Origin of the sequence: Bradyrhizobium sp. A11 (assembly GCF_042077125.1) — a bacterium.
GTDB classification, from domain to species: Bacteria; Pseudomonadota; Alphaproteobacteria; order Rhizobiales; family Xanthobacteraceae; genus Bradyrhizobium; species Bradyrhizobium japonicum_B.
On record NZ_CP149509.1, the window covers coordinates 1809657 to 1834548 of the forward strand.

General features: G+C 64.6%; 21 protein-coding genes and 1 pseudogene. 16 read left to right on the forward strand and 6 right to left on the reverse strand.

Annotated elements, in window-relative coordinates; genetic code table 11:
• On the reverse strand, positions 1-744 hold the full coding sequence (locus WI560_RS08400) for an SDR family NAD(P)-dependent oxidoreductase (RefSeq protein ID WP_375308797.1): 744 nt from the start codon (positions 742-744) through the stop codon (positions 1-3).
• Positions 745-889: 145 nt separating this feature from the next.
• On the opposite strand from WI560_RS08400, the gene WI560_RS08405 reads away from it, so the two are divergent.
• From WI560_RS08405 to WI560_RS08425, 5 genes and pseudogenes are all read left to right on the forward strand, one after another.
• Complete coding sequence (locus WI560_RS08405; protein ID WP_375307619.1) at positions 890-1660, forward strand: methyltransferase domain-containing protein; 771 nt, start codon at positions 890-892, stop codon at positions 1658-1660.
• 193 nt (positions 1661-1853) lie between these two features.
• A complete protein-coding gene (locus WI560_RS08410) occupies positions 1854-2855 on the forward strand; it encodes a DctP family TRAP transporter solute-binding subunit (RefSeq protein WP_257177253.1) in 1002 nt (333 codons plus the stop codon).
• A 275-nt stretch (positions 2856-3130) separates the two neighbouring features.
• A pseudogene (locus WI560_RS08415) lies at positions 3131-3439 on the forward strand (TRAP transporter small permease); the annotation flags it as partial.
• A gap of 315 nt (positions 3440-3754) precedes the next feature.
• Positions 3755-4996 (forward strand): TRAP transporter large permease, encoded by a 1242-nt coding sequence (locus tag WI560_RS08420; RefSeq protein ID WP_375308798.1) that lies wholly within the window; start codon positions 3755-3757, stop codon positions 4994-4996.
• A gap of 245 nt (positions 4997-5241) precedes the next feature.
• Positions 5242-7170: an alkyl/aryl-sulfatase gene (locus WI560_RS08425; protein WP_375307620.1), complete on the forward strand. Its 1929-nt coding sequence runs from the start codon at positions 5242-5244 to the stop codon at positions 7168-7170.
• A 203-nt stretch (positions 7171-7373) separates the two neighbouring features.
• Here WI560_RS08425 and WI560_RS08430 read toward each other — a convergent pair whose 3' ends face one another.
• On the reverse strand, positions 7374-8444 hold the full coding sequence (locus WI560_RS08430; RefSeq protein WP_375307621.1) for a glycosyltransferase family 4 protein: 1071 nt from the start codon (positions 8442-8444) through the stop codon (positions 7374-7376).
• 274 nt (positions 8445-8718) lie between these two features.
• Between WI560_RS08430 and WI560_RS08435 the strand changes: the two genes are divergently transcribed.
• Genes WI560_RS08435 through WI560_RS08450 form a run of 4 tightly spaced genes read left to right on the forward strand, consistent with a single transcriptional unit; the run spans position 8719 to position 14594 of the window.
• On the forward strand, positions 8719-10482 hold the full coding sequence (locus tag WI560_RS08435) for an ABC transporter ATP-binding protein (protein ID WP_257177256.1): 1764 nt from the start codon (positions 8719-8721) through the stop codon (positions 10480-10482).
• A gap of 58 nt (positions 10483-10540) precedes the next feature.
• On the forward strand, positions 10541-12745 hold the full coding sequence (locus WI560_RS08440; protein ID WP_375307622.1) for a glycogen debranching N-terminal domain-containing protein: 2205 nt from the start codon (positions 10541-10543) through the stop codon (positions 12743-12745).
• A 20-nt stretch (positions 12746-12765) separates the two neighbouring features.
• Entirely contained in the window at positions 12766-13284 is a 519-nt protein-coding gene (locus WI560_RS08445; RefSeq protein ID WP_375307623.1) for a PRC-barrel domain-containing protein, read from the forward strand.
• Between the two features lie 23 nt (positions 13285-13307).
• The gene (locus WI560_RS08450; protein WP_375307624.1) at positions 13308-14594 is read left to right on the forward strand and encodes an MFS transporter; all 1287 of its coding nucleotides are present in this window, start codon (positions 13308-13310) and stop codon (positions 14592-14594) included.
• A 78-nt stretch (positions 14595-14672) separates the two neighbouring features.
• On the opposite strand, the gene WI560_RS08455 is transcribed toward WI560_RS08450, so the two are convergent.
• The 4 genes from WI560_RS08455 to fixL all read right to left on the reverse strand — a co-directional run bounded on the left by WI560_RS08455 (position 14673) and on the right by fixL (position 18072).
• Positions 14673-15371 (reverse strand): helix-turn-helix domain-containing protein, encoded by a 699-nt coding sequence (locus WI560_RS08455; protein WP_375307625.1) that lies wholly within the window; start codon positions 15369-15371, stop codon positions 14673-14675.
• Between the two features lie 103 nt (positions 15372-15474).
• Positions 15475-15891, reverse strand: a complete 417-nt coding sequence (locus tag WI560_RS08460; protein WP_375307626.1) for a response regulator — start codon at positions 15889-15891, stop codon at positions 15475-15477.
• Positions 15892-15934: 43 nt separating this feature from the next.
• On the reverse strand, positions 15935-16552 hold the full coding sequence (fixJ, locus tag WI560_RS08465; RefSeq protein WP_028135108.1) for a response regulator FixJ: 618 nt from the start codon (positions 16550-16552) through the stop codon (positions 15935-15937).
• A 2-nt stretch (positions 16553-16554) separates the two neighbouring features.
• Positions 16555-18072, reverse strand: coding sequence for a sensor protein FixL (gene fixL / locus WI560_RS08470; RefSeq protein WP_375307627.1), 1518 nt, complete (start codon positions 18070-18072; stop codon positions 16555-16557).
• Positions 18073-18288: 216 nt separating this feature from the next.
• Between fixL and WI560_RS08475 the strand changes: the two genes are divergently transcribed.
• The 7 genes from WI560_RS08475 (at position 18289) to ccoG (ending at position 24885) form a co-directional block, all read left to right on the forward strand.
• Entirely contained in the window at positions 18289-19122 is an 834-nt protein-coding gene (locus WI560_RS08475; RefSeq protein ID WP_375307628.1) for a universal stress protein, read from the forward strand.
• A 34-nt stretch (positions 19123-19156) separates the two neighbouring features.
• A complete protein-coding gene (locus tag WI560_RS08480) occupies positions 19157-19582 on the forward strand; it encodes an HPP family protein (protein ID WP_375307629.1) in 426 nt (141 codons plus the stop codon).
• A gap of 258 nt (positions 19583-19840) precedes the next feature.
• A complete protein-coding gene (gene ccoN, locus WI560_RS08485; protein ID WP_028135112.1) occupies positions 19841-21490 on the forward strand; it encodes a cytochrome-c oxidase, cbb3-type subunit I in 1650 nt (549 codons plus the stop codon).
• 12 nt (positions 21491-21502) lie between these two features.
• Positions 21503-22237 (forward strand): cytochrome-c oxidase, cbb3-type subunit II, encoded by a 735-nt coding sequence (gene ccoO / locus WI560_RS08490; protein ID WP_257193502.1) that lies wholly within the window; start codon positions 21503-21505, stop codon positions 22235-22237.
• Between the two features lie 13 nt (positions 22238-22250).
• Positions 22251-22415, forward strand: a complete 165-nt coding sequence (locus WI560_RS08495; RefSeq protein ID WP_028135114.1) for a cbb3-type cytochrome c oxidase subunit 3 — start codon at positions 22251-22253, stop codon at positions 22413-22415.
• A 6-nt stretch (positions 22416-22421) separates the two neighbouring features.
• Positions 22422-23297 (forward strand): cytochrome-c oxidase, cbb3-type subunit III, encoded by an 876-nt coding sequence (gene ccoP / locus WI560_RS08500; protein WP_375307630.1) that lies wholly within the window; start codon positions 22422-22424, stop codon positions 23295-23297.
• 121 nt (positions 23298-23418) lie between these two features.
• A complete protein-coding gene (gene ccoG / locus WI560_RS08505; protein WP_375307631.1) occupies positions 23419-24885 on the forward strand; it encodes a cytochrome c oxidase accessory protein CcoG in 1467 nt (488 codons plus the stop codon).
• Positions 24886-24892: the final 7 nt, after the last annotated feature.

Sequence of the window (24892 nt, forward strand, 5' to 3'; positions counted from 1 at the left end):
CTAAAACTGATACCGCCGCAATCCGCCGTCAACCGGGATCACCGTGCCCGTGATGTACCGCGCCACCGGTGAGGCCAGGAACACCGCGAGCGCCGCCAGATCCTCCGGCTCGCCCCAATAGCCGACCGGAATTTCCTCTTCCGCAAAGCGCTCGCGATAGTCGGGGGCGTAGTTGCGCCGGATCTGCTCGCTCATGATGCGGCCGGGCGGGATGCAATTGATGGTGATGCCGTGCTCGCCGATCTCGCGCGACAGGCCCTTGGCCCAGGCGTGCACCGCGGCCTTGGCGGCGAAGGCGGCGTTGAGGCCTTCGGGCTCCGACTTGCCGGTGATGTTGACGATGCGGCCCCATTTGCGTTCGATCATCTGCGGCAGCAGCGCATGCGCGATGCGGCGGTAGCTGGTGAAGTTCAGCGCGATCGCCTCGTCCCATTTGCTGTCGGGCGCATCGACCGGCAGCGGCCGGCTGCCGCCGGCATTGTTGACGAGGATGTCGACATGGCCGAGCTCCTTCAAGGCGAAGGAAGCGATCCGCTCCGCCGCGTCCTTGGCCATGACGTCCTGCTCGAACGGCGTGATCAGCCCGCCGCCGACTTCCTTCACGAGCTCTGCGAGCAAGTCGCCGCGCCGCGCCACGCCGACGACGCGCACGCCTTCGGCCGCGAGGCCCTTGGCAATGGCGCGTCCGATGCCGATGCTCGCGCCGGTGACAACAGCGGTTTTCGATTTGAGCCCGAGGTCCATGGTCACACGCTCTCTTGGTTGTTCTTGCTTATTGCTGATCGCTTCCTGTCCCGTCCCGGCGGCCTTGCGAATTGCCTGGGCGGGACGAGCAGTGGTAACCAAGAGCGGCGTTGAAGGAAACACGAAAAAGAATAGGCGTTGGGCGATGGTCTGGGATCCGCAGCAATATCTGAAATTCTCCGGCCATCGGCTCCGGCCCGCCGTCGACCTCTTGATGCGGATTCCGGATTTTGGCCCGCGCGAGATTGTCGATCTCGGCGCGGGCGCCGGCAACGTCACGAAACTCATCAAGGAGCGCTGGCCGGAGGCGAGCGTGACCGGCGTCGAAGGTTCGGCCGAGATGGTCGCCGCCGGCTGCAAGGCGGCGCCGGATGTGGAATGGTCACATGAAGATCTCGGCCATTGGCATCCGGCCAGGCTATACGACCTGATCTATTCCAATGCCGCACTGCACTGGCTGCCCAATCATGCGGCACTGTTTCCGTCGGTGATGGAGAGGGTGAAGCCTGGCGGCATGCTTGCGGTGCAGATGCCGCGCAACTTCCTGGCGCCGTCGCATGTGTTGATCGGCGAGACCGCGCTCGATGGTCCATGGCGATCCAAGGTCGAGCATCTCGTCACGCCGCCGCCGGTCGAGGCGCCGGCCTACTACCATGATCTTCTCGCGCCGATGTCGGCCAATATCGACATTTGGGAGACCGAATATCTGCAAGTGCTCGAAGGCGACAACCCGGTCAAGGAATGGACCAAGGGGACCTGGCTGACGCGCTATCTCGACGTGCTCGCAGGCGACGAGAAGATCGCGTTCGAAGCCGCCTATGGCGCGCGCGTTGCGAAAGCCTATCCGACGAATGCGGCGGGGCAGACCCTGTTCCCGTTCCGCCGTCTCTTCATGGTCGCCCAGCGCAAGGGCTGATGCATTGCCGCAATGCACATAAGCGCTCTTTCCCACGGACGGGCCCGCATGCCGGGTTGCGCAGACAGCGTCCGTCAAGATAGCTTGGGTGCGGTAAATTGGGCTTAGGTCTGGTTGTTCGGCTTGCGGATTGCTGCCAGTACTGACCGCAAAACAAAAAGAACCCGGTTTCGAGGTTGTTGGGGAGGTCTTCATGCGCAAACTGCTACTCGCGGTCGCGGCGGCCGCATTCGGTCTGGCCCCCGCCGCTGCGCCGGCGCAAGCCCCGATCGTCATCAAGTTCAGCCACGTCGTCGCCAACGACACCCCGAAAGGGAAGGGCTCGCTGAAATTCAAGGAGTTGGCCGAGAAATACACCGACGGCAAGGTCAAGGTCGAAGTCTACCCGAACTCCACGCTCTACAAGGACAAGGAGGAGATCGAGGCGCTGCAGCTCGGCTCGGTGCAGATGCTCGCGCCCTCCACCGCGAAATTCGCGCCGCTCGGCGTCAAGGAGTTCGAAGCGCTGGATCTGCCCTGGCTGTTCAAGGACGATGCGGTCTATGCCAACGCGATGAAGGGCACGATCGGCAAATGGCTGTTCCAGAAGCTCGAGGCCAAGGGCATCACCGGCCTCGCCTATTGGGACAACGGCTTCCACATGCTCTCCGCCAACCGCGCCTTGCTGAAGCCGACGGATTTCCAGGGTCTCAAATTCCGCATCTCCGGATCGAAGATCGCCGACCAATATCTCCGCATCATGGGCTCGATCCCTCAGATCATGGCGTTCTCGGAAGTTTACCAGGCCTTGCAGACCGGCGTGGTCGACGGCTGCGAGAACACGGCGTCGAACTACCTGACGCAGAAGTTCTACGAGGTGCAGAAGGACATCACCGTGTCCTATCATGCCCATCTGCAATATGCCGTGATCGTCAATTCCAAGTTCTGGTCGGGCCTGCCGCCCGACATCCGCGCCCAGCTCGACAAGGCGATGGCGGAGGCGACCGACTACACCAACTCGATCGCGCGCCAGGAGAACGAGGACGCGCTGGCCGCGATCAAGAAGACGGGCAAGACCAATCTGCACTATCTCACCGATGCCGACCGCAAGGCCTGGCAAGAGGCGATGCAGCCGACGTATAAATGGGCAAAGGGGCGGGTCGGGCAGGAGGTGCTCGATCTCCTTGCCAAGGAACTCGACGTCAAGATGAACTGACGGCCACGGCCCAATAAGAACAACGCCGACGGTCGGGGGTGATCGCACTCCCGGCCGTTTCGCTCTTGAATGGACGAGCCGAAGCTGGGGGGACCAAGTTGCTGCGAGTGCTGAATCGTTTTCTCGATCATCTCGAGGAATGGCTGATCGCGACGATGATCGCGGCTGCGACGTCGCTCATCTTCGTCGCTGTGCTGCACCGCTACGGTGCCGGGCTGTCGATCGATATCGCCAAATGGGCGGAAGCCCGCAACCTGGCCTTCCTGGCCGTCCCGATGCGCGCGGTGTTCGCCTGGCTTGCCGCGCTCGACCTGTCCTGGGCGCAGGAGCTCTGCATCTACATGTTCATCTGGATGGCGAAGTTCGGCGCCGCTTACGGCGTGCGGACCGGCATCCATGTCGGCGTCGACGTGCTGGTCAACATCCTTCCGGGCGGATCGCGCCGGCGCGTGATCACCTTCGGCCTGCTGTGCGGCGCACTTTTCACCGCCATCATCGGCTATTTCGGCGCCGCCTTCGTCAGCCACATGTGGCATAGCGGCCAGCAGTCCAACGATCTGGAAGCGCCGATGTGGATGGTCTATCTCACCATCCCGGTTGGCTCCGGCCTGATGTGCTTCCGCTTCCTGCAGGTCGCCTGGTCGTTCTACCGCACCGGCGAGCTGCCACACCACGACGTGGCGGGCGTCGAAGGCGTTGAAGGCGTCGAGGTGGATCCCGTGCATCCGGCCCCGGTCACGCCCACGCAGGTGGTTCGGGACGAGCGCAGCCCGCTGGGCTGGATCCTGATGCTGCTGCCGGTGCTGATTGTTGCCGTGTGCATCGCTCATGCGGCCCACATCATCGCACTGCCGCAGGGCCTGCGCGTCTTCATCGTGTTCGCGCTGCTGCTGTCCTTGATGCTGACGGGCATGCCGATCTCGATCGCGCTGGGTCTCACCGTGCTCAGCTTCATGTTCACGCTGACCGACGTGCGAACCGAATCGGTGGCGCTGAAGCTGTTCACCGGCATCGAGAACTTCGAGATCATGGCGATCCCGTTCTTCATCCTGGCCGGTAACTTCCTGACCCATGGCGGGGTGGCGCGGCGGATGATCGCCTTCGCAACCTCCCTGGTCGGCCATTGGTACGGCGGTCTCGCTCTGTCGGGCGTGGTGGCCTGCGCGCTGTTTGCTGCGATCTCCGGCTCGTCGCCGGCGACCGTGGTGGCGATCGGCTCGGTGATCCTGCCGGCGATGGTCGCGCAAGGCTTCCCGAAGCGGTTCGGCGCCGGCGTGATCACGACCTCGGGTTCGCTCGGCATCCTGATTCCGCCCTCGATCCCGATGGTGCTCTACGCCGTCTCAACGAACAGCTCAGTCGGAAAACTGTTCATTGCCGGCATCGTCCCCGGGCTTGCGCTCGCTTCGTTGCTCGGCGCCACGACGTTCTATCGCGCCTGGCGCAACGATTATCCGCGGATGCCGAAGGCGACGTTGATGGAGCGTCTCGACGCCTTCCGGAAGTCGATCTGGGGCATCCTGCTGATCGTGATCGTGATCGGCGGCATCTACAGCGGCCTGTTCACGCCGACCGAAGCCGCCGCAGTCAGCGCGGTCTATGCCTTCATCGTCGCAGTGTTCATCTACAAGGATCTGAAGCTGCGCGACGTGCCGCGGGTGCTGCTGTCATCGGCGAACCTCTCGGCGATGCTGCTCTACATCATCACCAACGCCGTGCTGTTCTCGTTCCTGATGACCTACGAGAACGTGCCGCAGGCGCTGGCGCAATGGATGATCGACCAGGGTCTGGGGTGGATCGGGTTCCTGCTGCTCGTCAACCTGCTGCTGCTGATCGCAGGCAACGTGATGGAGCCGTCCTCCATCATCCTGATCATGGCGCCGATCCTGTTTCCGGTCGCGGTCAAGCTCGGCATCGATCCCATTCATTTCGGCATCCTGATGACGGTCAACATGGAGGTGGGCCTGTGCCATCCGCCTGTCGGCCTCAATCTCTACGTCGCCTCGGGCATCGCCAAGATGGGGATCACCGAGCTCACGGTCGCGGTGTGGCCATGGCTGCTCACCATGCTGGGCTTCCTCGTGGTGGTGACGTATTGGCCCGGCCTGTCGCTGTGGCTGCCGAGGCTGCTGGGGATGTAGCTGCGAGTGCTGAATCCCTCTCCCCTTGCGGGAGAGGGTGGCTTCGCGAAGCGGAGCCGGGTGAGGGGTCTCTCTCTCCTCACGAACAGTCTTGCGAGACGGAAAGAAACCCCTCATCCGGCGCTTCGCGCCACCTTCTCCCGCAAGGGGAGAAGGAAAGAGGCACCGCCTGCTGCCGCGGCCAGTGATGGCAATCGACCGCGAGATGCGGTTAGATGCCGCGCAACGGGCCGGGAGGAGCAAGCATGATTGAACGCAGCAACGAGCCGAAGGACGCAACGTCCTCCGTCATCGCGCAGCAAGCGGCGATGCTGAACGCGCTGCCGTTTTCCGACACGCGGGATTTCGACGATGCCGCGCGCGGCTTCCTCGGCAGCATCGAGAACGCGGAGATCACGAGCCCGCAGGGGCGGACGGTCTGGAGCCTTCGGCCTTACGGATTCCTGTCCGCCGAAGAAGCGCCGCCCACGGTCAATCCCAGCCTGTGGCGGCAGTCGCGCCTCAACATGCAGCACGGCCTGTTCGAGGTCGTGCCCGGCGTCTACCAGGTGCGCGGGCTCGACATCGCCAACATGACGCTGATCGAGGGCGACAGCGGCGTCATCGTCGTGGACACCCTGACCTCGATCGAGGGCGCCCGCGCCGCGCTCGATCTCTATTTCAGGCATCGCGGCGTGAAGCCGGTCTCGGCCGTCATCTTCACGCACACCCATACCGACCATTGGGGCGGTGCCCGCGGCGTGGTGGAAGAGGAGGCGCTCGCCAGCGGCCGCGTACCCCTCATCGCGCCGAACCTGTTCATGGAGCACGCCGTCTCCGAGAATATCATTGCGGGACCGGCGATGCTGCGCCGGGCGCAGTACCAGTTCGGGCCGTTGCTCGCCAAGGGGGCGCGGGGACAGGTCGATTGCGGTCTCGGCAAGTCGATGGCGGCGGGATCGGTTGCGCTGTTGCGCCCGACCGACCTGATCATGGCGACCGGCGACACGCGCGTGATCGACGGCGTTGCGTTCGAATTCCAGATGGCGCCGAACAGCGAAGCGCCGGCGGAGATGCACTTCTTCGTCGCGCGCTACAAGCTGCTGAACCTCGCCGAGAACTGCACGCACAATTTCCACAACCTGCTGCCGTTCCGCGGTGCCGACGTGCGCGACGCGCTGGCCTGGTCGAAATATCTGGGCGAGGCCTTGCAGCTCTGGGACGGCAAGGCGGAGGCGATGTGCGGCCAGCATCACTGGCCGGTGTGGGGACGCGAGCGCATCGGCATGATGATCCGGCAGCAGCGCGACCTCTACAAGTTCGCGCATGACCAGACCATCCGCCTGATGAATCACGGCCTCACCGCCGCCGAGATCGCCGAGACGATCAAGCTGCCGAAGAGCCTGGAGGGCGCCTGGCACGGCCGCGGCTATTACGGCCACATCCGCCACAATGTGAAGGCGATCTACCAGAAATATCTCGGCTGGTACGACGCCAATCCGGTCAATCTCGATCCGCTGCCGCCGGTCGAGTCCGGCAAGAAGTATGTCGAGTACATGGGTGGGGCGGACGCGATCCTGGCGCGGGCGCGCACCGATTTCGACAAGGGTGAATTCCGCTTCGTCGCGCAAGTGCTCGGCCATCTCGTCTTCGCCGAGCCTGACAATGCGGCGGCCCGCGGTCTCTTGGCCGATACGCTGGAGCAGCTCGGCTACGCCGCCGAAAGCGCGACCTGGCGCAATGCCTATCTGTTCGGCGCCCAGGAATTGCGCCAGGGCATGCCGAAGGTGCCGGCACGCCCGCCGATGCCGCGCGAGACGCTGGCCGCGCTGCGCACTTCGCAGCTCTGGGATGTCCTCGGTATTCGCCTCAACGGTCCGAAGGCGGAAGGCAAGCACATCGTCCTGAATTGGCGCTTTTCCGACACCGGCGAGACATTCGTGCTCAATCTGGAGAACTGTGCGCTCACCTACAGCGAGGGGGTGCAGGCGGAAGGCGCCGATGCCAGCTTCACGCTGGCGCGCGCAACGCTCGACGAGGTGATCGCCAAACTGACGAGCTTTCCGGAGGCGGTTGCGGCCGGCAAGGTCAAGCTATCAGGCAACCCGATGAAGCTCGCCGAGCTGATGGGCCTGATGGACGAATTCCCGAGGATGTTCGAGATCGTCGAGCCGAAGCGGGCGGTGGTGGTGTAGGTTGGGTTGGCCTTGGCGTACCCAAGAGCTGCGTCGCACTCCGCTATCGTCCCCGCGAAGGCGAGGACCCATAACCCCAGGGAGAAGTTGAGGCGCGTGCTGCCAGCTCCGAGTCTTCGCACAACTACTGCTGCGGAGTATGGGTCCCGGATCGGCGCGCTTGCGGCGCGCTTGTCCGGGACGACATTTGTGGGTGTGGCTCGCTACTCCGCGCTGCTCACCAGCTTGATGCGCGGCGCCTTCTCTTCGGCGAGGCTGCGGTAGGCGGCGAGATAGTCCAGCGCCATGCGCCGCGCCGTGAAGCGCGTCTCGAATTGCCTGCGGATCGCGGCGCGGTCGAGTTGCGGAAGGCGGTTCACCACGCCCGCCGCGCTGATCACGTCCTCGACGATGAAGCCGGTCAGCCCCTCGTCGATGATCTCGGGCACCGAGCCGCGGTTGAAGGCGACGACCGGCGTTCCGCATGCCATGGCCTCGATCATCACGAGGCCGAACGGCTCCGGCCAGTCGATCGGCAGCAGCAGGCCGAGCGCGCCGCTGAGGAAATCGGACTTCTCGTGATCGCCGATCTCGCCGATGAACTCCACCAGCGGGTTGTTCTCGATCATCGGCCGGATCAACTCGTCGTAGTAATCTTGGTCGGCACGATCGACCTTGGCCGCGATCTTCAGCGGAATGCCGCAATGCGTCGCGATCTTGATGGCGCGGTCGACGCCCTTCTCGGGCGCGATGCGGCCGAGCACGGCGAGGTATTCCTGTCGCGTGGATTTCGGCGTCAGCAGGTTCTCCGGAAGACCGTGATGGATCGTCGTCACCCAATTGGCCTGCGGCACCGGCCGCCGCTGCGCGTTGGAGATCGAGATGACCGGCATCTTGGAGAAGGTGTTGAAGACCGGTTGATGCTCCGGCAGGTCGAGCCGGCCGTGCAGCGTGGTCAGGAACGGCGTCGGCTGCCGGTGGAACAGCGACCAGGGATAATAGTCGAGATGGAAGTGGAGGAAGTCGAATTCCTCGTCGTCACATTTCTGCCGCACCCGCTCCAGCAGCACCATGTGCAGCGCATTGGGATCCCGTACGGAACCGTCGAGGCGGAGCGCCTTCGGCCACAAGGCATCGAGCTTGGCCGAGGTCTGCGAGTCGCCGCTGGCGAAAAGCGTCACGTCGTGTCCAAGGGCTACCAGCTCTTCCGTCAACCAATGCACCACCCGCTCGGTGCCGCCATACAGCTTGGGTGGAACAGCCTCCGTCAACGGAGCTACCTGCGCGATGCGCATCTCACCATCTCCTCTGCGATCATGATTGTCGAAACCCCCGCCAGTACGGCACCGGCTATGCCAGACAGGGGAACGTTCCCGCACCTGCGAAGTTCCTTCTCCCAAACGTTACTTATTCGACACGTCCGGGGAGCGTCGCGATGCTGCCACCACATCTTCGCAGATCGTCCGCATCCGCATGTCGTGATGGCGTCGCCGGGGAACCGAGCGGAAGCGGTCGATGTTCACTCGACCAGTAACGAAACGAACAACAGAATAACGGGGCGACAGTCATATGGATCATCTTTCTGGATACGCGCGCAGGCCATTTGCCTTTGTCTTGCGCTATCTTCGGATGCGAATGGCGTCGCATCTGGTGATCCTCACCGCGGTGGTCGGAGCGGTTGCCTGCTCCGTAGGCACCCAGTACGGGGTCAAATCTCTCGTCGACGCCTTGTCGGCGGGGCCATCGCAGGGCGGTGGCGTATGGCTGGCATTCATTCTGCTCATGTCGCTGATCGCCGCCGACAACTTCCTGTGGCGGATCGCAAGCTGGACGGCGAGCTTCACCTTCGTCCGGGTCACGGGCGACTTACGGCGTGACATATTTCGTCATCTGACCGGACACGCACCCAGCTATTTCTCAGACCGGATGCCGGGGATGCTGACCAGCCGGATCACGGCGACCTCGAACGCGGTTTTCACGGTCGAGAACATGTTCGTCTGGAACGTGTTGCCGCCCTGCATCGCCACAATTGCGGCGATCGCGCTGATCGGAACCGTCAGTCCCTATATGGCGCTCGGCCTCATCGTGATCGCCGGCGGCATGGTTGTCACCATGTTTCACCTTGCCGCCGCCGGCAAGCCGCTGCACGACGATTTCGCCGACAAGGCGGCGGCGGTCGACGGAGAGATGATCGACGTCATCAGCAACATGCCGCTGGTGCGGGCCTTCTGCGGCATCGGCCACGAGCATGAGCGGTTCGACGCGACTGTCAACCGGGAGCTGACTGCGCGAAGCCGCAGCCTGCGCTATCTGGAAAAGCTGCGGTTGCTGCATGCCGCCGTGACCGTGCTTTTGACGATCGCGCTGATGGCCTGGGCCATCACGCTCTGGCAGAAGGGGGCGGCGACCACCGGCGACGTCGTGCTGGTCTGTACGCTAGGCATCTCCATCCTGAGCGCGACGCGCGATCTCGCGGTGGCGCTGGTCGACGTCACCCAGCACGTCGCGCGCCTGACCGAGGCGATCGCCACGCTGCTGGTGCCGCACGAACTGCGCGACCATCCCGAGGCCGAGCCGCTGGTCAAGAGCGGCGCGGCGATCGCGTTCAACAACGTCACCTTCGGCTATCCCGGCGGGGAGAAGATCTTCGAGCGGTTCAGCCTTCGCTTGCAGCCCGGCCAGCGCGTCGGCCTGGTCGGCCAGTCCGGCGGCGGCAAGTCGACGCTGTTCACGCTGCTGCAGCGCTTCTACGACGTCGACGAGGGTAACGTCACCATCGACGGGCAGGACATCTCCAAGGTGACGCAGCTGAGCCTGCGTGAGGCGATCTCAGTCGTGCCGCAGGACATTTCCTTGTTTCATCGCTCCATTCGCGAGAACATCCGCTACGGCCGCCCGAACGCGACCGACGACGAGGTGCTGCGCGCGGCGATCGCGGCGCGCTGCGACTTCATCGACGGCCTGCCCGAAGGTCTCGACACCATGGTCGGCGACCGCGGCGTCAAAATGTCCGGCGGCCAGCGCCAGCGCATCGCGATCGCGCGCGCCTTCCTGAAGGACGCGCCGATCCTGCTGCTGGACGAGGCCACCGCCGCACTCGACAGCGAATCGGAGGAGGCGATCCGCGAGGCGCTGTCGCGCCTGATGCGTGGCCGCACCGTGATCGCGATCGCGCATCGGCTGGCGACGTTGCGCAATTTCGACCGCGTGGTGGTGCTGAGAAATGGTAAGATCATCGAAGACGGATCGCCCGAGCGCCTCATGCAGGGGCACGGACCCTATCGTGAACTGGTCACGCAGGAAATGAGTAGGCTGGCGCAAGCCGCCGCGTAAGCCAACAGTCGCGTTCTCGAGTCGGTCGCGTTTCAAAACAAGCGCAGGGGAGCTGCTCATGTCGGCCGAAGCCGTAACCCAACTCGCCTCCGTGACACGGACCTCCGAACAGGTCGCGGAGCAACCTTTCTACATTCCGATGACCGGGCCCTCGGCGCGGCCGCGGCGGTCGCTCAAGCACGACGACATGTTCATCGTGCTCGACAGCCATGGCGACATCGGCGCATCGGCAGGCGGGCCGGATGGCCTGTTCCATCACGATACGCGCTACCTCGCGCGGCTCGAGCTCGTGCTCGACGATCTCCAGCCGCTGCTGCTCGGCTCCAACCTGCGCGACGACAATTCGGCGCTGACCGTCGATCTGACCAATCCGGACATCTACCGGCAGGACAGCCTCGTCCTGCAGAAGGATCTGCTGCACATCGTGCGCACGATCTTCCTCTGGCGCGGCACCGCTTATCAGCGCATCGGCGTGCAGAACCATGGCGAGCAGCGCACCAGCTTCGAGCTGACGCTGCTGTTCGACAATGATTTTGCCGACCTGTTCGAGGTTCGCGGCGAGCGCCGCCCCCACCGCGGGACCGGCACGAGCAGATTGCTCGGGCCGACCGACGTGCTGTTCGAGTATCGCGGTCTCGACGACACCGAGCGCACCACGGCGCTGCATCTCGACCCGCGTCCGACGCGGCTCTCGGTCAACGCGGCGACCTGGCAGCTCGAGCTGGACCCGCACGAATCGACTTCGCTTTTCGTGGCCGTGTCCTGCAACCGGCCGATCGCGGAGAAGCCGGCGCGGTTCTTCCGGGGACTGCTCGCTCACCGCCGCGAGATGCGCCATTCCACCATGGGCGCCGCCAGCATCGAGACCTCCAACAACATCTTCAACGAGGTGCTGTGCCAGGCCATGGCCGACCTCAACATGCTAATGACGGAGACGCCGCAGGGGCGTTATCCCTATGCCGGCATTCCCTGGTACTCGACGACTTTCGGCCGCGACGGCCTGATCACCGCGCTGCAGATGCTGTGGGTCGATCCGCGCATCGCCAAGGGCGTTCTGCGCCGGCTCGCGCATTTCCAGGCAAAAGCGGTCGACCCGCTCGCGGACGCGGCCCCCGGAAAGATCCTGCACGAGATGCGCGGCGGCGAGATGGCGGCGCTCGGGGAGGTGCCGTTCGCGCATTATTACGGCAGCGTCGATTCGACTGCGCTGTTCGTGCTGCTCGCGGGAAGCTATTTCGAGCGCACCGGCGACGAGGCCACGCTGATCGAGCTGTGGCCGGCGATCGAGGCGGGGCTGGCCTGGATCGACGGCCCCGGCGATCCCGACCAGGACGGCTTCGTCGAATACCAGCGCGCGACCGAGAAGGGGTTGGCCAACCAGGGCTGGAAGGATTCCTACGACGCGATCTTCCACGCCGACGGAAAGCTCGCGGAAGGCAATATCGCGCTCGCCGAGGTCCAGGGCTACGTCTATGCCGCCAAGCAGCTCGCCGCGCGTTGCGCCTTGCGGCTCGGCAAGCTGGACCGTGCGCGCAAGCTCGACGCCGATGCCAGGGCGCTGGCCGAACGCTTCGAGCAGGCGTTCTGGTGCGAAGAGCTCGGCACCTATGCGCTCGCCCTCGACGGCAGGAAGCGGCCGTGCAAGGTGCGGACCTCGAACGCCGGTCAGGTGCTGTTCAGCGGCATGATCCGCGAGGACCGCGCCCGCCTCGTCGCCGCCGATCTGATGCGGCCGCATTTCTTCTCGGGCTGGGGCATCCGCACCGTCGCGCAGGGCGAAGCGCGCTACAATCCGATGTCCTACCATGACGGGTCGATCTGGCCGCACGACAACGCGCTGATCGCGCTCGGGCTCGCGCGCTACGGCCTCAAGCACTCGGTGGCGCATGTCTTCAAGGGGCTGTTCGACGCGGCGACCTACATGGACCTGCGCCGGTTGCCCGAATTGTTCTGCGGCTTCCGGCGCGAGAAGCGGCGAGGCCCGACGCTCTACCCGGTCGCCTGCGCGCCGCAGGCCTGGGCCAGCGCGACGCCGTTCACGCTCCTGGAGGCGGCGCTCGGACTCGAATTCGACGTCGCGCGCGGCGAGATTCGCCTGCGCAACCCGCATCTGCCGGCGTTCCTCAACGAGGTGATCCTGCGCGATCTGCGCCTGGGCGATTCCAGCGTCGATCTGCGCGTCAGCCGCCACGGCGACGACGTGGCGCTGGAGGTGATGCGCACGCGCGGCCAGATCCAGGTCTCGATCGTGCTGGCGCGCTAGCGGCGCGCAAGGAGGGCGTCATGCGTGCGAATGGAGCGTTGATCCTTGGTACAGCCATCGTTGCGAGCCTGGCGGTCGCCACCTCGCACGCCGCGGACGAGCCGCCGACAGGCCCGCGCGAGGCCAATGCGCCGGCGACCCAGCCGCCGGCCTCGACCGTGCCCGTGACGCCGAAGGATGCCGCCCCGCCGCCGTCGGTGACCATCATCGGCGCGAGCGAGGCCCATGGCGTGCTCGGCCGCGACGTGCGCAGTGCGGCCGGCGAGGACATGGGCCGCATCGTCGACGTCATCGTCGATCGCACCGGCCATGTGCGCGCTGCCGCGATCGATTTCGGCGGGTTTCTCGGCGTCGGCAGCCGCAAGATCGTGGTGGAATGGAACGCGTTGCGCTTCGGCAAGATTGCCAACAAGAAGGACAGCATCACACTGGAATTGACCAAGGCGCAGGTCGCGGCCGCGCCGGAATACAAGGAGGACACGCCGATCGTCGTGCTCGGCGCGTCCGGCAGCCTTCAACCGCTGCAAGCGATCCAGTGAGGTGCGGGGAGGGTCCACCGCCTGTGCTGTTGTCGAGGAAGCCGAACCATGCAGATCGGGAGGGCCGCGTTGAGCAGGACAACGTCGCCGCGCCTTCGGTCGCCGGCGTCCCGGCGCCGTCGCGCCAGAGCCTGCGCGGCCTCGACTGGTTCATCTTCTTCCTCGCCGACGTGCAGACCGGATTCGGCCCTTTCATCGCGGTCTATCTGACCACCCAGAAATGGACCCAGGTCGAGATCGGCCTCGTGCTGTCGATCGGCGGCATCGTCGCGTTGATCGGGCAGATGCCGGGCGGGGCGATCATCGATGCCGCGAAATCGGAGCGTCTCGTCGCCGCCCTCGCGATCGCGACCATCGGCGCCTGCGCGCTCGCCTATGCCGCGATGCCGATCTTCGCGGTCGTGGTGACCGCCGCCACCCTGCACGCGATGGCGAGCTGCGTGCTGGGCCCGGCGATCGCTGCGATCAGCCTCGGTCTCGTCGGCCCGCTCGCGATCGGCGAGCGGCTCGGCCGCAACGCGCGCTTTGCCTCGCTCGGCAACGGCGTCGCGGCGGCAGTGATGGGCACGGCGGGCTATCTGCTGTCGAGCCGCTCGGTCTTCCTGGTCACCTTCCTGCTCGTGATTCCGACCCTGATCGCACTCTCGCGCATCCGCGAGAATGAGGTCGATATCAGGCGCTGTCACGGCGAGATGCCGCCTGAAGCCGCCGACCGTGCCGACACCAATATCTGGCACCTGATTCGGCAGCGTCCGCTGATCATCTTTGCCCTGAGCGTTCTGCTGCTGCAACTGGCGAACGCCTCGATGATGCCGCTGATGGCAAGCGCAGTGACGGCGCGGTCCGCCCAATGGGCGACGGTGCTCGTCGCCTTTTGCATCGTCGTCCCGCAAGCGATCGTGGCGCTGCTGTCGCCGACGGTCGGGCGCAAGGCGCAGGCGTGGGGTCGGCGACCGCTGCTGCTGATCGGGTTCGGCGCGCTGGCGATTCGCGGCCTGTTGTTTGCGACCGTGCGCGATCCCTATCTGCTGGTCGCCGTGCAGGTGTTCGACGGCATTACCGCCGCCGTATTCGCGGTGATGATTCCGCTGATCGTCGCAGACGTCGCCTTCGGCAGCGGCCATTTCAATCTGGCGCAAGGAATTGTCGGCACCGCAACGGGCATCGGCGCGTCGCTGAGCACCGTGCTCGGCGGCTATGTCAGCGACAAGTTCGGCAACGCAACCGCCTTCATCGGGCTGTCCGGCGTTGCCGCGACCGGACTCTTGCTGATTCTCCTTGCGATGCCGGAGACGCGTCGTACGGCATGACCGCCGGCCAAGAAAGAAAATGGCCGGTCGAAACGAGTTCGACCGGCCAAGTTGGTAGGGAGGAGAATCAGGCGAAGATCAGGCGTCGAGATGTTGCAGACGCTGACGGTTGCGCAGCACGATCTGGCGGGCGCCGGAGAAGCCGAGGATGCCCTGCGTGTGAAGCTGGGACAGCGCGCGCGACACGGTTTCAAGGGTGAGGCCGAGATAGTCGCCGATGTCGCGGCGGCACATCGGCAGCGCCATCATGCCGGCGACGGCGAGGCGGCGGTCCATTTCGAGCAGGAAGGTCGCGACGCGCTCCATCGCGGTCTTGCGGCCCAGCAGCAGCATGTGGTCTTCGGCATGGCGCAGCTCGGAGGCGGTCATCGCCCAAAGCTTGCGGGCGACCTGGACGTCGGTGCCGGCGGCCTTCTCGAGGCTCGCGCGCTTCACGAGGCGCACGGTGGTGTCGATGATGGCTTCGGCGGCAAGGCGGTGAGCGGGGCCGGACTCGAGGCCAAACACGTCGCCGGGAAGATGGAAAGCGCCGATCTGGCGACGGCCGTCGGAAAGCAGCTTGTAGCTGCTCACTGCGCCTGACACGACCTGGTAGACGTATTCGGCCGGCTCGTCCTCGCCATAGATCTCCTCGTCCTTGCGGTAGGAGAATTCCGTGGCGACCAAGCCCACGTGGCCGGTGACGGCGCCGAACTGGTCGGTGACGGGATGGGCGGGAGCAGCCTTGCCGATAAGCTGGGTGTTGATCGCGGGGGTGTTGATCGTCTGGGTCAGCATCTGCGCCATCTCCGTTGTGATGGCGCCTTGGTACGCGGTATCGGGGGCTTCGAAAATTTCGATCGATATCTTAAGGGGGGCGCCTTACGTAGAATCCCGTAGGTCAGGCGACGGGGCGGTCCTGGATGGCGTGGCGGATGCACTTGACCAGGTTTTCCTCGAGAAGCGGCTTCAAAACCACCTCCTTGATGCCCGCCGTCGCCGCCCGGGCCGAGATGTTCTCGTCGGGATAGCCGGTGATCAGGATCACAGGCGCGTCGCGGTCGGACTTGCGCAAGCGGCCGGCCAAGTCGATGCCGTTGATGTCCGGCATCTTGTAGTCGATGACGTAGCAGTCCGGTCCGGCCGCGCTGCCGATGTTGAGCAGCGCCGTGCCGCTCCGGAAGGTCCGCACGGCAAAGCCGTCGGTCTCCAGCAGGAACCGCAGGGATCCCAGGACGGCGGCGTCATCGTCGACCACGAAAACGGTGGGTCGGGCAGGGGATGATGGCCGCGCAGGATGTGAGCTAACCTCGATCATGTCGTCTGGCTAGCACTGCTCCGGCAAGGTGCCTTGACCTGCCTCAATCGTTGAGCATGCCGGCACGCATCGCCAGCCGGACCAGTTCCGAGAGGCTGTTGGCCTGCATCTTGGTCATGACATTGGCCCGGTAGACCTCGATGGTGCGCGGGCTGATGTCGTATTCGCGGGCAATCAGCTTGTTGGAGAGGCCCGCAATCAGCCCTTCCATGACCTGGCGCTCCCTGGGACTCAAGGACGCGACGCGGGCGGCGATGTCCTGCGCGACGACCTCGTTCTTGGCGGCGGGCTCGGCCTGGCGGATCGCCGACTCGATCATGGCGGTAAGGCGGTCGTCGTCGAAAGGTTTTTCCAGAAAGTCGACCGCCCCGAGCTTCATCGCCTCGACCGCGAGCGGCACGTCGCCATGACCGGTCATGATCAGGATCGGGAACGGGCTCTGCTGCGCCTTCATCCGCTTGAGCAGCTCGATCCCGTCGAGGCCGGGCATGCGCACGTCGGAGACGACGCAGCCGAAGCCGAGGCCCGGCAGGGCCTCGAGAAAAGCGAGGGCGTCGTCGAACAGCGTGACGTCGAAGCCGGCGGAATCCAGCAGAAAATTCAACGAATCGCGCATCGCTGCGTCGTCGTCGATGACATAGACACGTCCCTTGGTCGTCATGATCAGCTTTCGTCCGTTGCCGGCAAGGTAAAGCGGAATGTCGCTCCGCCCGCTGCGTTGCTCTCGGCCCACATGCGGCCGCCGTGGGCCTCGATGATCGAGCGGCTGATGGAGAGCCCGACTCCCATACCGGTGTCTTTGGTGGTGAAGAAGGTCTGGAATAGATTTGGAATAACGTCTTCCCGGAAGCCGGCGCCGGTGTCGGAGACCTCCACCTCGATCATGTCGTCGGCGACGCGGGTGTTGGCAACGACGAGCTCGCGGCGCGGCGACTGCGCCATGGCCTCCAGCGCGTTGCGGAACAGGTTGACCAGCACCTGCTGGATCTGCACCCTGTCGGCGAGCACGAGGTCAGCGTCGGGATTGAGGCTGAAGCGGAGCTGCACGTTCTGCTCGCGCGCGCCGGCAAGCCCGAGCGCGCCGGCCTCCTCGATCAGCTTGGACAGGCTTTCGACCCGCTTCTCCGACTCGCCGCGGGAGACGAAGTCGCGCAGGCGCCGGATGATCTGGCCGGCGCGCAGGGCCTGCTCCGCCGCGCGATCCAGCGCGTTTTCGACCTTCGGCGTGTTGGGATCGCTGCTGCCGGCGAGCAGGCGCCGCGATCCCTTCATGTAATTGCTGATCGCCGCCAGCGGCTGGTTGAGCTCGTGGGCGAGCGCCGAGGCCATTTCACCCATCGCGGTCAGCCGCGAGACGTGGACCAGCTCGGCCTGCAATTCCTGGAGCCGGGCCTGGGTCTGCTGGTGCTCGGTGAGGTCGCGGACGAAGCCGGTGAAATAGGGCTCGCCGGCGCGCTGCGTCTGCCCGACGGACAGGTGCATCGGGAAAGTCGTGCCGTCGCGCCGCTTTCCCGTCACGATGCGGCCGATGCCGATAATGTGCGGATCATTCGTCCTGAGATAGCGCACGAGATAGCTGTCGTGACGCGACTGATCGGGCTCCGGCATCAGGATGCTGACGTTCCGGCCGATGGCTTCTTGCCGGCTGTAGCCGAACAGCCGCTCCGCCGCGCTGCTGAACAGCTGCATGATGCCGCGCGAATCGATGACGATCATGGCGTCCGGCACGGTCTCGAGAATCGAGCGAAGATGATTCTCCTGGGAACGCAGGGCGTCCTCGAGATGCTTTTCCTCGTTGATGTCGAGGAAGATTCCGCTGAGATGACGTGGCGTTCCTGAATCGTCCCGGATCACGCCGGCCCTGGCCCGGATCCATTGACCGGTCCCGGAGGCGCCGCCCAACCTGAAGGACAGGTCAAGTCCTCCGCCGCCTTCCGAGGCGCGTCCGATCGCCTTCAGAAGGTGGTCCCGATCCCCGGGTTCCAGCAAGGAAAGAAAGAGATCGTAGCTGACGGTCTGGTCCCGCTCGAGACCAAACAGCCGCCTGGCCATGTCCGACCATTCGAGTTCGTGCGTCTTTAGATCGAGGTCCCAGGTGCCCACCCCGAATTCCTCGATGCGAACCGGGAAATGCTCGCCCCGACCATCGTCTGCCGGTTGGGTTTCGCGGGTCGGCGCCAAACTCTGCTCCTCATCTCGGCCCGGTCGGCAGGACGCCGTTACCGCTGGCGCAATTTCGCCCAAGGCGCGCTCCGAGGCAAGCGCGGACGTTGAACTCACTGGCGTATTCCATTGGGAAGGACAAGGGAGCCGGAAGTGCTCATTTTGATCTATCTCATCCTGCTGCACGGCAGCCGGCTTAGGCTTCAACAAAACCCGGTGATGTGGAGATATTCGATGACATACGCGACGGTGATGGTCAGCCTGGCGCTCGATCAGTCCAACGAGGCGCGTCTCCAGGTGGCCGGTGAGCTTGCCGAACGATTCGAGGCGGCCATCGTCGGGGTCGCCGCGGCACAGTTCGCACCGCCGCTCTATTTCACCGACGGCGCCGAGGCACAAGCGCTGATCGACGAGGGCGAAGCTTCGGTCAAGCGGCGGCTGGCCGGCCTCGAGGCTCAATTCCGGGCGGGGACCAAGAATCGCGGCGGTCATGCGGAGTGGCGCAGCGCGATGGACTTTCCGGCGCGATTCGTCCTGACGCAGGCGCGCTGCGCCGACATCATCGTCAGCGGCGGGCAGAGCCCGGCCTTCTCCGACGCGTTTGCGCTCGCAAGTCCCAAGGACCTGGTGATGCAGGCCGGCCGCCCGCTTCTTGTCGTCCCCGATCGGGTCACGTGGCTCGACCTGCGCAGCGTGCTGGTGGCGTGGAAGGATACGCCGGAGGCGCGGCGCGCAGTGGCCGATGCGCTGCCGATGCTGCGCAAGGCGAGGGACGTCACCATCGCGACAATTCCCGAGCGCGACGACGACCGTTCGGTCGTGATGGCCGGCGTCACCGACGTTGCCGCCTGGCTCGCCCGCCATGGCGTCACGGCGACGGCGCGCCTGTGCGAAGGCACCCGGAACGGAAACGCCTCGGCGCAACTGGAAAAAGTCGCAGGGGACGTCGATGCCAGCCTGATCGTCGCGGGCGCCTATGGTCATTCGAGGTTTCGTGAACTGATCCTGGGAGGCGTCACCCAGTATCTGGTCACGCAGACCGCCCGCTGTGTGCTGCTGTCGCACTGACGGCCGGCCGGAATCGAATCGAGGAGGACGCTCCGTGTACAGATTTCTTGAACAGACCGTCGACGGTTACATGACGCGCAACGTCAAGACGGTGCAGCGCGACCGTGACTTGTTCGAGCTCAGCGAGATGTTCGAGGCCGACGATTTCAACTCCTATCCGGTCGAGGACGACGGGCAGGTGGTCGGCATCGTCACCAAGTTCGACATCCTGAAGTGCTTCGCCTTCACGCCGAGCCAGATGATGCCGCGCTATGACGACCTGATGAGCCGCAGGGTCGGCGACGTCATGACACCGGAGTTCATCTATGTCAGCCCCGATACGCGGCTGACGCGCGTGCTCCAGATCATGGTCGAGCACCGCATCCGGAGCATCATCGTGCTCAACAACGCGCAGAAGCTGGTCGGGATCATCGCCCGCGAGGACGTCATCGCGGCGCTCAAGGCGACGACGCGCGACTGACGCACCATCCCTGACCGGCAATCTCATCGTCGCCTCCGTTATTATACGGAGGCTGCTCCCGTTTGCGCGCGACGCCGGACCAGTTCCGGCGGGAAACACGTCCGCTGCGGCCAGCCCACATACAGTTGAGCTTCCCGCATGGTCCTTGTCTTCACGAAGGGTGGCCGCGGAGAACTTAAGTGCCGCCCTTGATTTCAATCAATTCCCGGTGAGGATGAATGTGGTTTCTGGCGGTGTGTTCTTTCAGAGAGAATCCGCATGAGCCAGCCCTCCATTTCCAAATCCATGACCATCGGTGAAAGCGGCTTGGCTGTCGTGTTCGCAGTCACCGCCTTCCTGTGCGTGGTCGCTTCGGCCAAGGCGCTCGATGCGCCCTTCGCCTTCCATGCCGCGCTCAGCGCGGCGGCGAGCCTCGCGGCGCTGTTCGTCATCGTCAACCGCTACCTCGATCGCCCGGCGGCGCTGCCGCCGGCGGAGATCAACGGACGCCCCAACTACAATATGGGCCCGATCAAGTTCTCGGCGTTCATGGCGATGTTCTGGGGTATCGCCGGCTTCCTGGTCGGCCTCATCATCGCCTCGCAACTGGCCTGGCCCGCACTGAACTTCGATCTGCCCTGGACCAGCTTCGGCCGCCTGCGGCCGCTGCACACCTCCGCCGTGATCTTCGCCTTCGGCGGCAACGTGCTGATCGCGACCTCCTTCTACGTGGTGCAGAAATCCTGCCACGTGCGCCTCGCCGGCGACCTCGCGCCGTGGTTCGTCGTCCTGGGCTACAATTTCTTCATTCTGATCGCCGGCACCGGCTATCTGCTCGGGGTCACTCAGTCAAAGGAATATGCCGAGCCGGAATGGTACGCCGATTTGTGGCTGACCATCGTCTGGGTCGTCTATCTGCTGGTCTTCCTTGTCACGATCATCAAGCGCAAGGAGCCGCACATCTTCGTCGCGAACTGGTTCTATCTCGCCTTCATCGTGACGATCGCGGTGCTGCATCTCGGCAACAACCCGGCGCTTCCCGTCTCGGTGTTCGGCTCGAAGTCCTACGTCGCCTGGGGCGGCATCCAGGACGCCATGTTCCAGTGGTGGTACGGCCACAACGCGGTCGGCTTCTTCCTGACCGCCGGCTTCCTCGCCATTATGTACTACTTCATCCCCAAGCGCGCCGAACGGCCGATCTATTCCTACCGGCTGTCGATCATCCACTTCTGGGCGCTGATCTTCCTCTACATCTGGGCAGGTCCCCACCATCTGCACTATACGGCGCTGCCGGACTGGACGCAGACGCTGGGCATGACCTTCTCGATCATGCTGTGGATGCCCTCCTGGGGCGGCATGATCAACGGCCTGATGACGCTGTCGGGCGCCTGGGACAAGCTGCGCACCGACCCCGTGCTGCGCATGCTCGTGGTCTCCGTCGCCTTCTACGGCATGTCGACCTTCGAAGGCCCGATGATGTCGATCAAGGTGGTCAACTCGCTCAGCCACTACACCGACTGGACCATCGGCCACGTGCATTCCGGCGCGCTCGGCTGGGTCGGCTTCGTCTCCTTCGGCGCGCTCTATTGCCTGGTGCCGTGGGCCTGGAATCGCAAGGGCCTGTACAGCCTGAAGCTCGTCAACTGGCACTTCTGGGTCGCCACCCTCGGCATCGTCCTCTACATCTCGGCGATGTGGGTGTCCGGCATCCTGCAGGGCCTGATGTGGCGCGCCTACACCTCGCTCGGCTTCCTCGAATACTCGTTCATCGAGACCGTCGAGGCGATGCACCCCTTCTACATCATCCGCGCGGCAGGCGGCGGCCTGTTCCTGATCGGCGCGCTGATCATGGCCTACAATCTCTGGATGACCGTTCGCGTCGGCGAGCAGGAAGTCCAGATGCCCGTCGCTCTCCAGCCGGCGGAATGAGGAGCTAAAGCAATGTCGTTCTGGACACGCCACCAAGTCTTCGAAAAGAACTCGATCATCCTGGTCGTCGGCATCCTGCTGGTGATCGCGATCGGCGGTCTCGTCGAGATCACCCCGCTGTTCTACCTCAAGAGCACGATCGAGAAGGTCGACGGGGTCAGGCCCTACACGCCGCTGGAGCTGGCGGGCCGCAACGTCTACGTCCGCGAGGGCTGCTATCTCTGCCATTCGCAGATGGTCCGGCCCTTGCGCGACGAGGTCGAGCGCTACGGCCATTTCTCGCTCGCCGCCGAGAGCATGTACGACCACCCGTTCCAGTGGGGCTCCAAGCGCACCGGCCCGGATCTCGCCCGCGTCGGCGCCAAGTACTCCGACGACTGGCACGTCACCCATCTGACCAACCCGCGCGCGATCGTGCCGCAGTCGGTGATGCCTGGCTATCCGTTCCTCAGCAAGGCCGAGGTCGACCCGGATGCGATCGCGGGCGACATGCGCGCGCTCAGGACGGTCGGCGTCCCCTATAGCGACGAGCAGATCGCCAATGCCGCCGCCGACATGAAAGCCCAGGCCGATCCGGAGAATGCCGGGTCCGACGCCTTCACCAAGCGCTACGCCAAGGCCGTCGTGCGGAACTTCGACGGCAAGGTCGGTACGCCGACGGAGATGGACGCGCTCGTCGCGTACCTGCAGATGCTCGGCACGCTGGTCGACTTCAAGATCTACAACGAGAAAGCCAATCTTCGCTGAGAAGGCATGAACGATGAAAGCCATCCTTACAGTCCACAATCTTGCGTCAGATCTCGTGACGACGATCTGGACACCGGTGTTCGTCGCGATCTTTCTCGCGATCATCGCCTACGCATTCTGGCCCCGTAACAAGGCTGTGTTCGACAAGGCAGCGCACCTGCCCTTGCGGGAGGAGTAGAGAACCATGACCGATCATTCTAGCGACATCGATTCCGTCTCCGGCAAGTCCACGACCGGCCACCAATGGGACGGCATCAAGGAGCTCAACACGCCGCTGCCGCGCTGGTGGGTGATCACCTTCTACCTCACCATCATCTGGTCGATCGGCTACTGGATCGTCTATCCGGCCTGGCCGCTGATCCAAAGCAATACCACCGGCATGTTCGGCTACTCCTCGCGCGCCGACGTCGCGGTCGAGCTTGCGAACCTCGAGAAGATCCGCGGTGACAAGATGGCGGCGCTGGGCACTGCCTCGCTGGTCGACATCGAGAAGGACCCGGCCTTGCTGGCGCTCGCTCGCGCCAAGGGCAAGACCGTGTTCGGCGACAATTGCGCGCCGTGCCACGGCTCCGGCGGTGCCGGCGCCAAGGGTTATCCGAACCTGAACGACGACGACTGGCTGTGGGGCGGCACGCTCGACCAGATCATGCAGACCATCCAGTTCGGCGCCCGGTCCGGTCATGCCAAGGGGCATGAAGGCCAGATGCTCGCCTTCGGCAAGGATGGCATGCTGAAGCCGGACGAGATCGTCACGGTCGCCAATTACGTGCGCTCGCTGTCGGGCCTGTCGACCCGAAACGGATATGACGCCGCCAAGGGCCAGAAGATCTTCGCGGAAAACTGCGTCGCCTGCCACGGCGACAACGGCAAGGGCAACCTGGAGGTGGGCGCCCCGAATCTGACCGACAAGATCTCGCTTTACGGCACCGACGAAGCGAGCCTGATCGAGACCATCAGCCAGGGTCGTGCCGGCGTGATGCCGGCCTGGGAAGGGCGGCTCGATCCCGCCACCATCAAGGCGATGGCGGTCTACGTCCACTCGCTCGGCGGCGGAAAATAGCGGATCCGTGGCACTAAGGCTCAAACGGGGGTGAACAAAAGTGCCCCCGTTTGAGCTGGATCAACTGACGCGGCGGTGTCGGGTCTAGGTTTAATCGCACCTCTTTTAGAAGTTCCAAGCGATGAACAAGACCGTCAATCCGAACGAGCTCAAGCCTGTGGACGACGTCGGGCCGCTCTATGCGCCCCGCCAGAAGGTCTACCCCCAGAGCGTCTCCGGCACGTTCCGCCGCATCAAGTGGGGCCTGATGGCGATCTGCCTCGGCATCTACTATTTCCTGCCGTTCGTGCGCTGGAACCGCGGCCTCGGCGCCCCCAGCCAGGCCGTGCTGATCGATCTGCCCAACAGCCGCTTCTACTTCTTCTTCATCGAGCTGTGGCCCCAGGAGGTCTACTACTTCACCGGCCTGCTGATCGTGGCCGCGGTGGCGCTGTTCCTGATGAACTCGGTCGGCGGCCGCATCTGGTGCGGCTATCTCTGTCCGCAGACGGTGTGGACCGATCTGTTCTACGCGGTCGAACGCCTGATCGAGGGCGACCGGCGCGAGCGGATGAAGAAGGCCAAGTCGGCCGATCCCTTGAAGCTGGAGCGCGTCTCCGAGATCGTGCTCAAGCATTCGATCTGGTTGATGATCGCCTGGTGGACCGGCGGCGCCTGGGTGCTCTACTTCAACGACGCGCCGACCCTGGTGAAGGAGCTCGTCACCTTCCAGGGGCCGATGCTCGCCTATATCTGGATCGGCATCCTCACCGCGACGACCTATATCCTCGCCGGCTACATGCGCGAGCAGGTCTGCACCTATATGTGCCCGTGGCCGCGCATCCAGGCGGCGCTCACCGACGAATGGGCGCTCAACGTCACCTATCGCTACGACCGCGGCGAGAAGCGCACCTCGGTCAAGAAGGCCGCCGAGCTGCGCGCGCTCGGCCAGCAGGTCGGCGATTGCGTCGATTGCTACCAATGCGTCGCGGTCTGTCCGACCGGCATCGACATCCGCAACGGACCGCAGATGGAATGCATCCAGTGCGGCCTCTGCATCGATGCCTGCGACAACGTGATGGCCAAGATCGGGCGGCCGAAGCGGCTGATCGGCTACGACAACGACATCAACATCCATCGCCGCCAGGAAGGCAAGGCGCCGATCTACCGGATCGTCCGGGCCCGCACCATCGTCTACAGCGCGATCATCGCGGCGGTCGGCGGCTTCATGGTCTATACGCTGGCGACCCGCAGCCTGCTCGACGTCAACGTGCTGCACGACCGCAATCCGGTCGCGGTCAAGCTCAGCGACGGCTCGATTCGCAACGCCTACACGGTGCGGCTGCTCAACAAGAGCGGCTACGATCGCGCCATCGCCATCGACGTGGAGGGGCCGATCAATCCCACGATGCATGTCGTCGGCGTCGATTCGGTGACGCCGGATCGGCCGATCGTCGTGATCCCGCGCGACTCCACCAGCGAGCTGCGGCTGCTCGTCACCGCGCCAGCCGAGAACAATCCCGAGAAGTCGATTCCGGTCCGCTTCCACGTCATGGATATCGGACTGGGCGTGGCCGCGAGCGCCACCGACAATTTCGTCGCGCCGTAAGTCGAGG

What these genes read in the sequence shown, in the direction of transcription:
- fixJ (WP_028135108.1), bottom strand. Translation starts at nt 16,552, where the DNA reads ATGACGACCAAGGGACGTGTCTATGTCATCGACGACGACGCAGCGATG.
- WI560_RS08405 (WP_375307619.1), top strand. Translation starts at nt 890, where the DNA reads ATGGTCTGGGATCCGCAGCAATATCTGAAATTCTCCGGCCATCGGCTC.
- WI560_RS08420 (WP_375308798.1), top strand. Translation starts at nt 3,755, where the DNA reads ATGCTGACGGGCATGCCGATCTCGATCGCGCTGGGTCTCACCGTGCTC.
- WI560_RS08460 (WP_375307626.1), bottom strand. Translation starts at nt 15,891, where the DNA reads ATGATCGAGGTTAGCTCACATCCTGCGCGGCCATCATCCCCTGCCCGA.
- ccoO (WP_257193502.1), top strand. Translation starts at nt 21,503, where the DNA reads ATGTCGTTCTGGACACGCCACCAAGTCTTCGAAAAGAACTCGATCATC.
- WI560_RS08430 (WP_375307621.1), bottom strand. Translation starts at nt 8,444, where the DNA reads ATGCGCATCGCGCAGGTAGCTCCGTTGACGGAGGCTGTTCCACCCAAG.
- WI560_RS08410 (WP_257177253.1), top strand. Translation starts at nt 1,854, where the DNA reads ATGCGCAAACTGCTACTCGCGGTCGCGGCGGCCGCATTCGGTCTGGCC.
- WI560_RS08475 (WP_375307628.1), top strand. Translation starts at nt 18,289, where the DNA reads ATGACATACGCGACGGTGATGGTCAGCCTGGCGCTCGATCAGTCCAAC.
- WI560_RS08440 (WP_375307622.1), top strand. Translation starts at nt 10,541, where the DNA reads ATGTCGGCCGAAGCCGTAACCCAACTCGCCTCCGTGACACGGACCTCC.
- WI560_RS08445 (WP_375307623.1), top strand. Translation starts at nt 12,766, where the DNA reads ATGCGTGCGAATGGAGCGTTGATCCTTGGTACAGCCATCGTTGCGAGC.
- ccoP (WP_375307630.1), top strand. Translation starts at nt 22,422, where the DNA reads ATGACCGATCATTCTAGCGACATCGATTCCGTCTCCGGCAAGTCCACG.
- ccoN (WP_028135112.1), top strand. Translation starts at nt 19,841, where the DNA reads ATGAGCCAGCCCTCCATTTCCAAATCCATGACCATCGGTGAAAGCGGC.
- WI560_RS08425 (WP_375307620.1), top strand. Translation starts at nt 5,242, where the DNA reads ATGATTGAACGCAGCAACGAGCCGAAGGACGCAACGTCCTCCGTCATC.
- WI560_RS08495 (WP_028135114.1), top strand. Translation starts at nt 22,251, where the DNA reads ATGAAAGCCATCCTTACAGTCCACAATCTTGCGTCAGATCTCGTGACG.
- WI560_RS08455 (WP_375307625.1), bottom strand. Translation starts at nt 15,371, where the DNA reads ATGCTGACCCAGACGATCAACACCCCCGCGATCAACACCCAGCTTATC.
- ccoG (WP_375307631.1), top strand. Translation starts at nt 23,419, where the DNA reads ATGAACAAGACCGTCAATCCGAACGAGCTCAAGCCTGTGGACGACGTC.
- WI560_RS08435 (WP_257177256.1), top strand. Translation starts at nt 8,719, where the DNA reads ATGGATCATCTTTCTGGATACGCGCGCAGGCCATTTGCCTTTGTCTTG.
- WI560_RS08400 (WP_375308797.1), bottom strand. Translation starts at nt 744, where the DNA reads ATGGACCTCGGGCTCAAATCGAAAACCGCTGTTGTCACCGGCGCGAGC.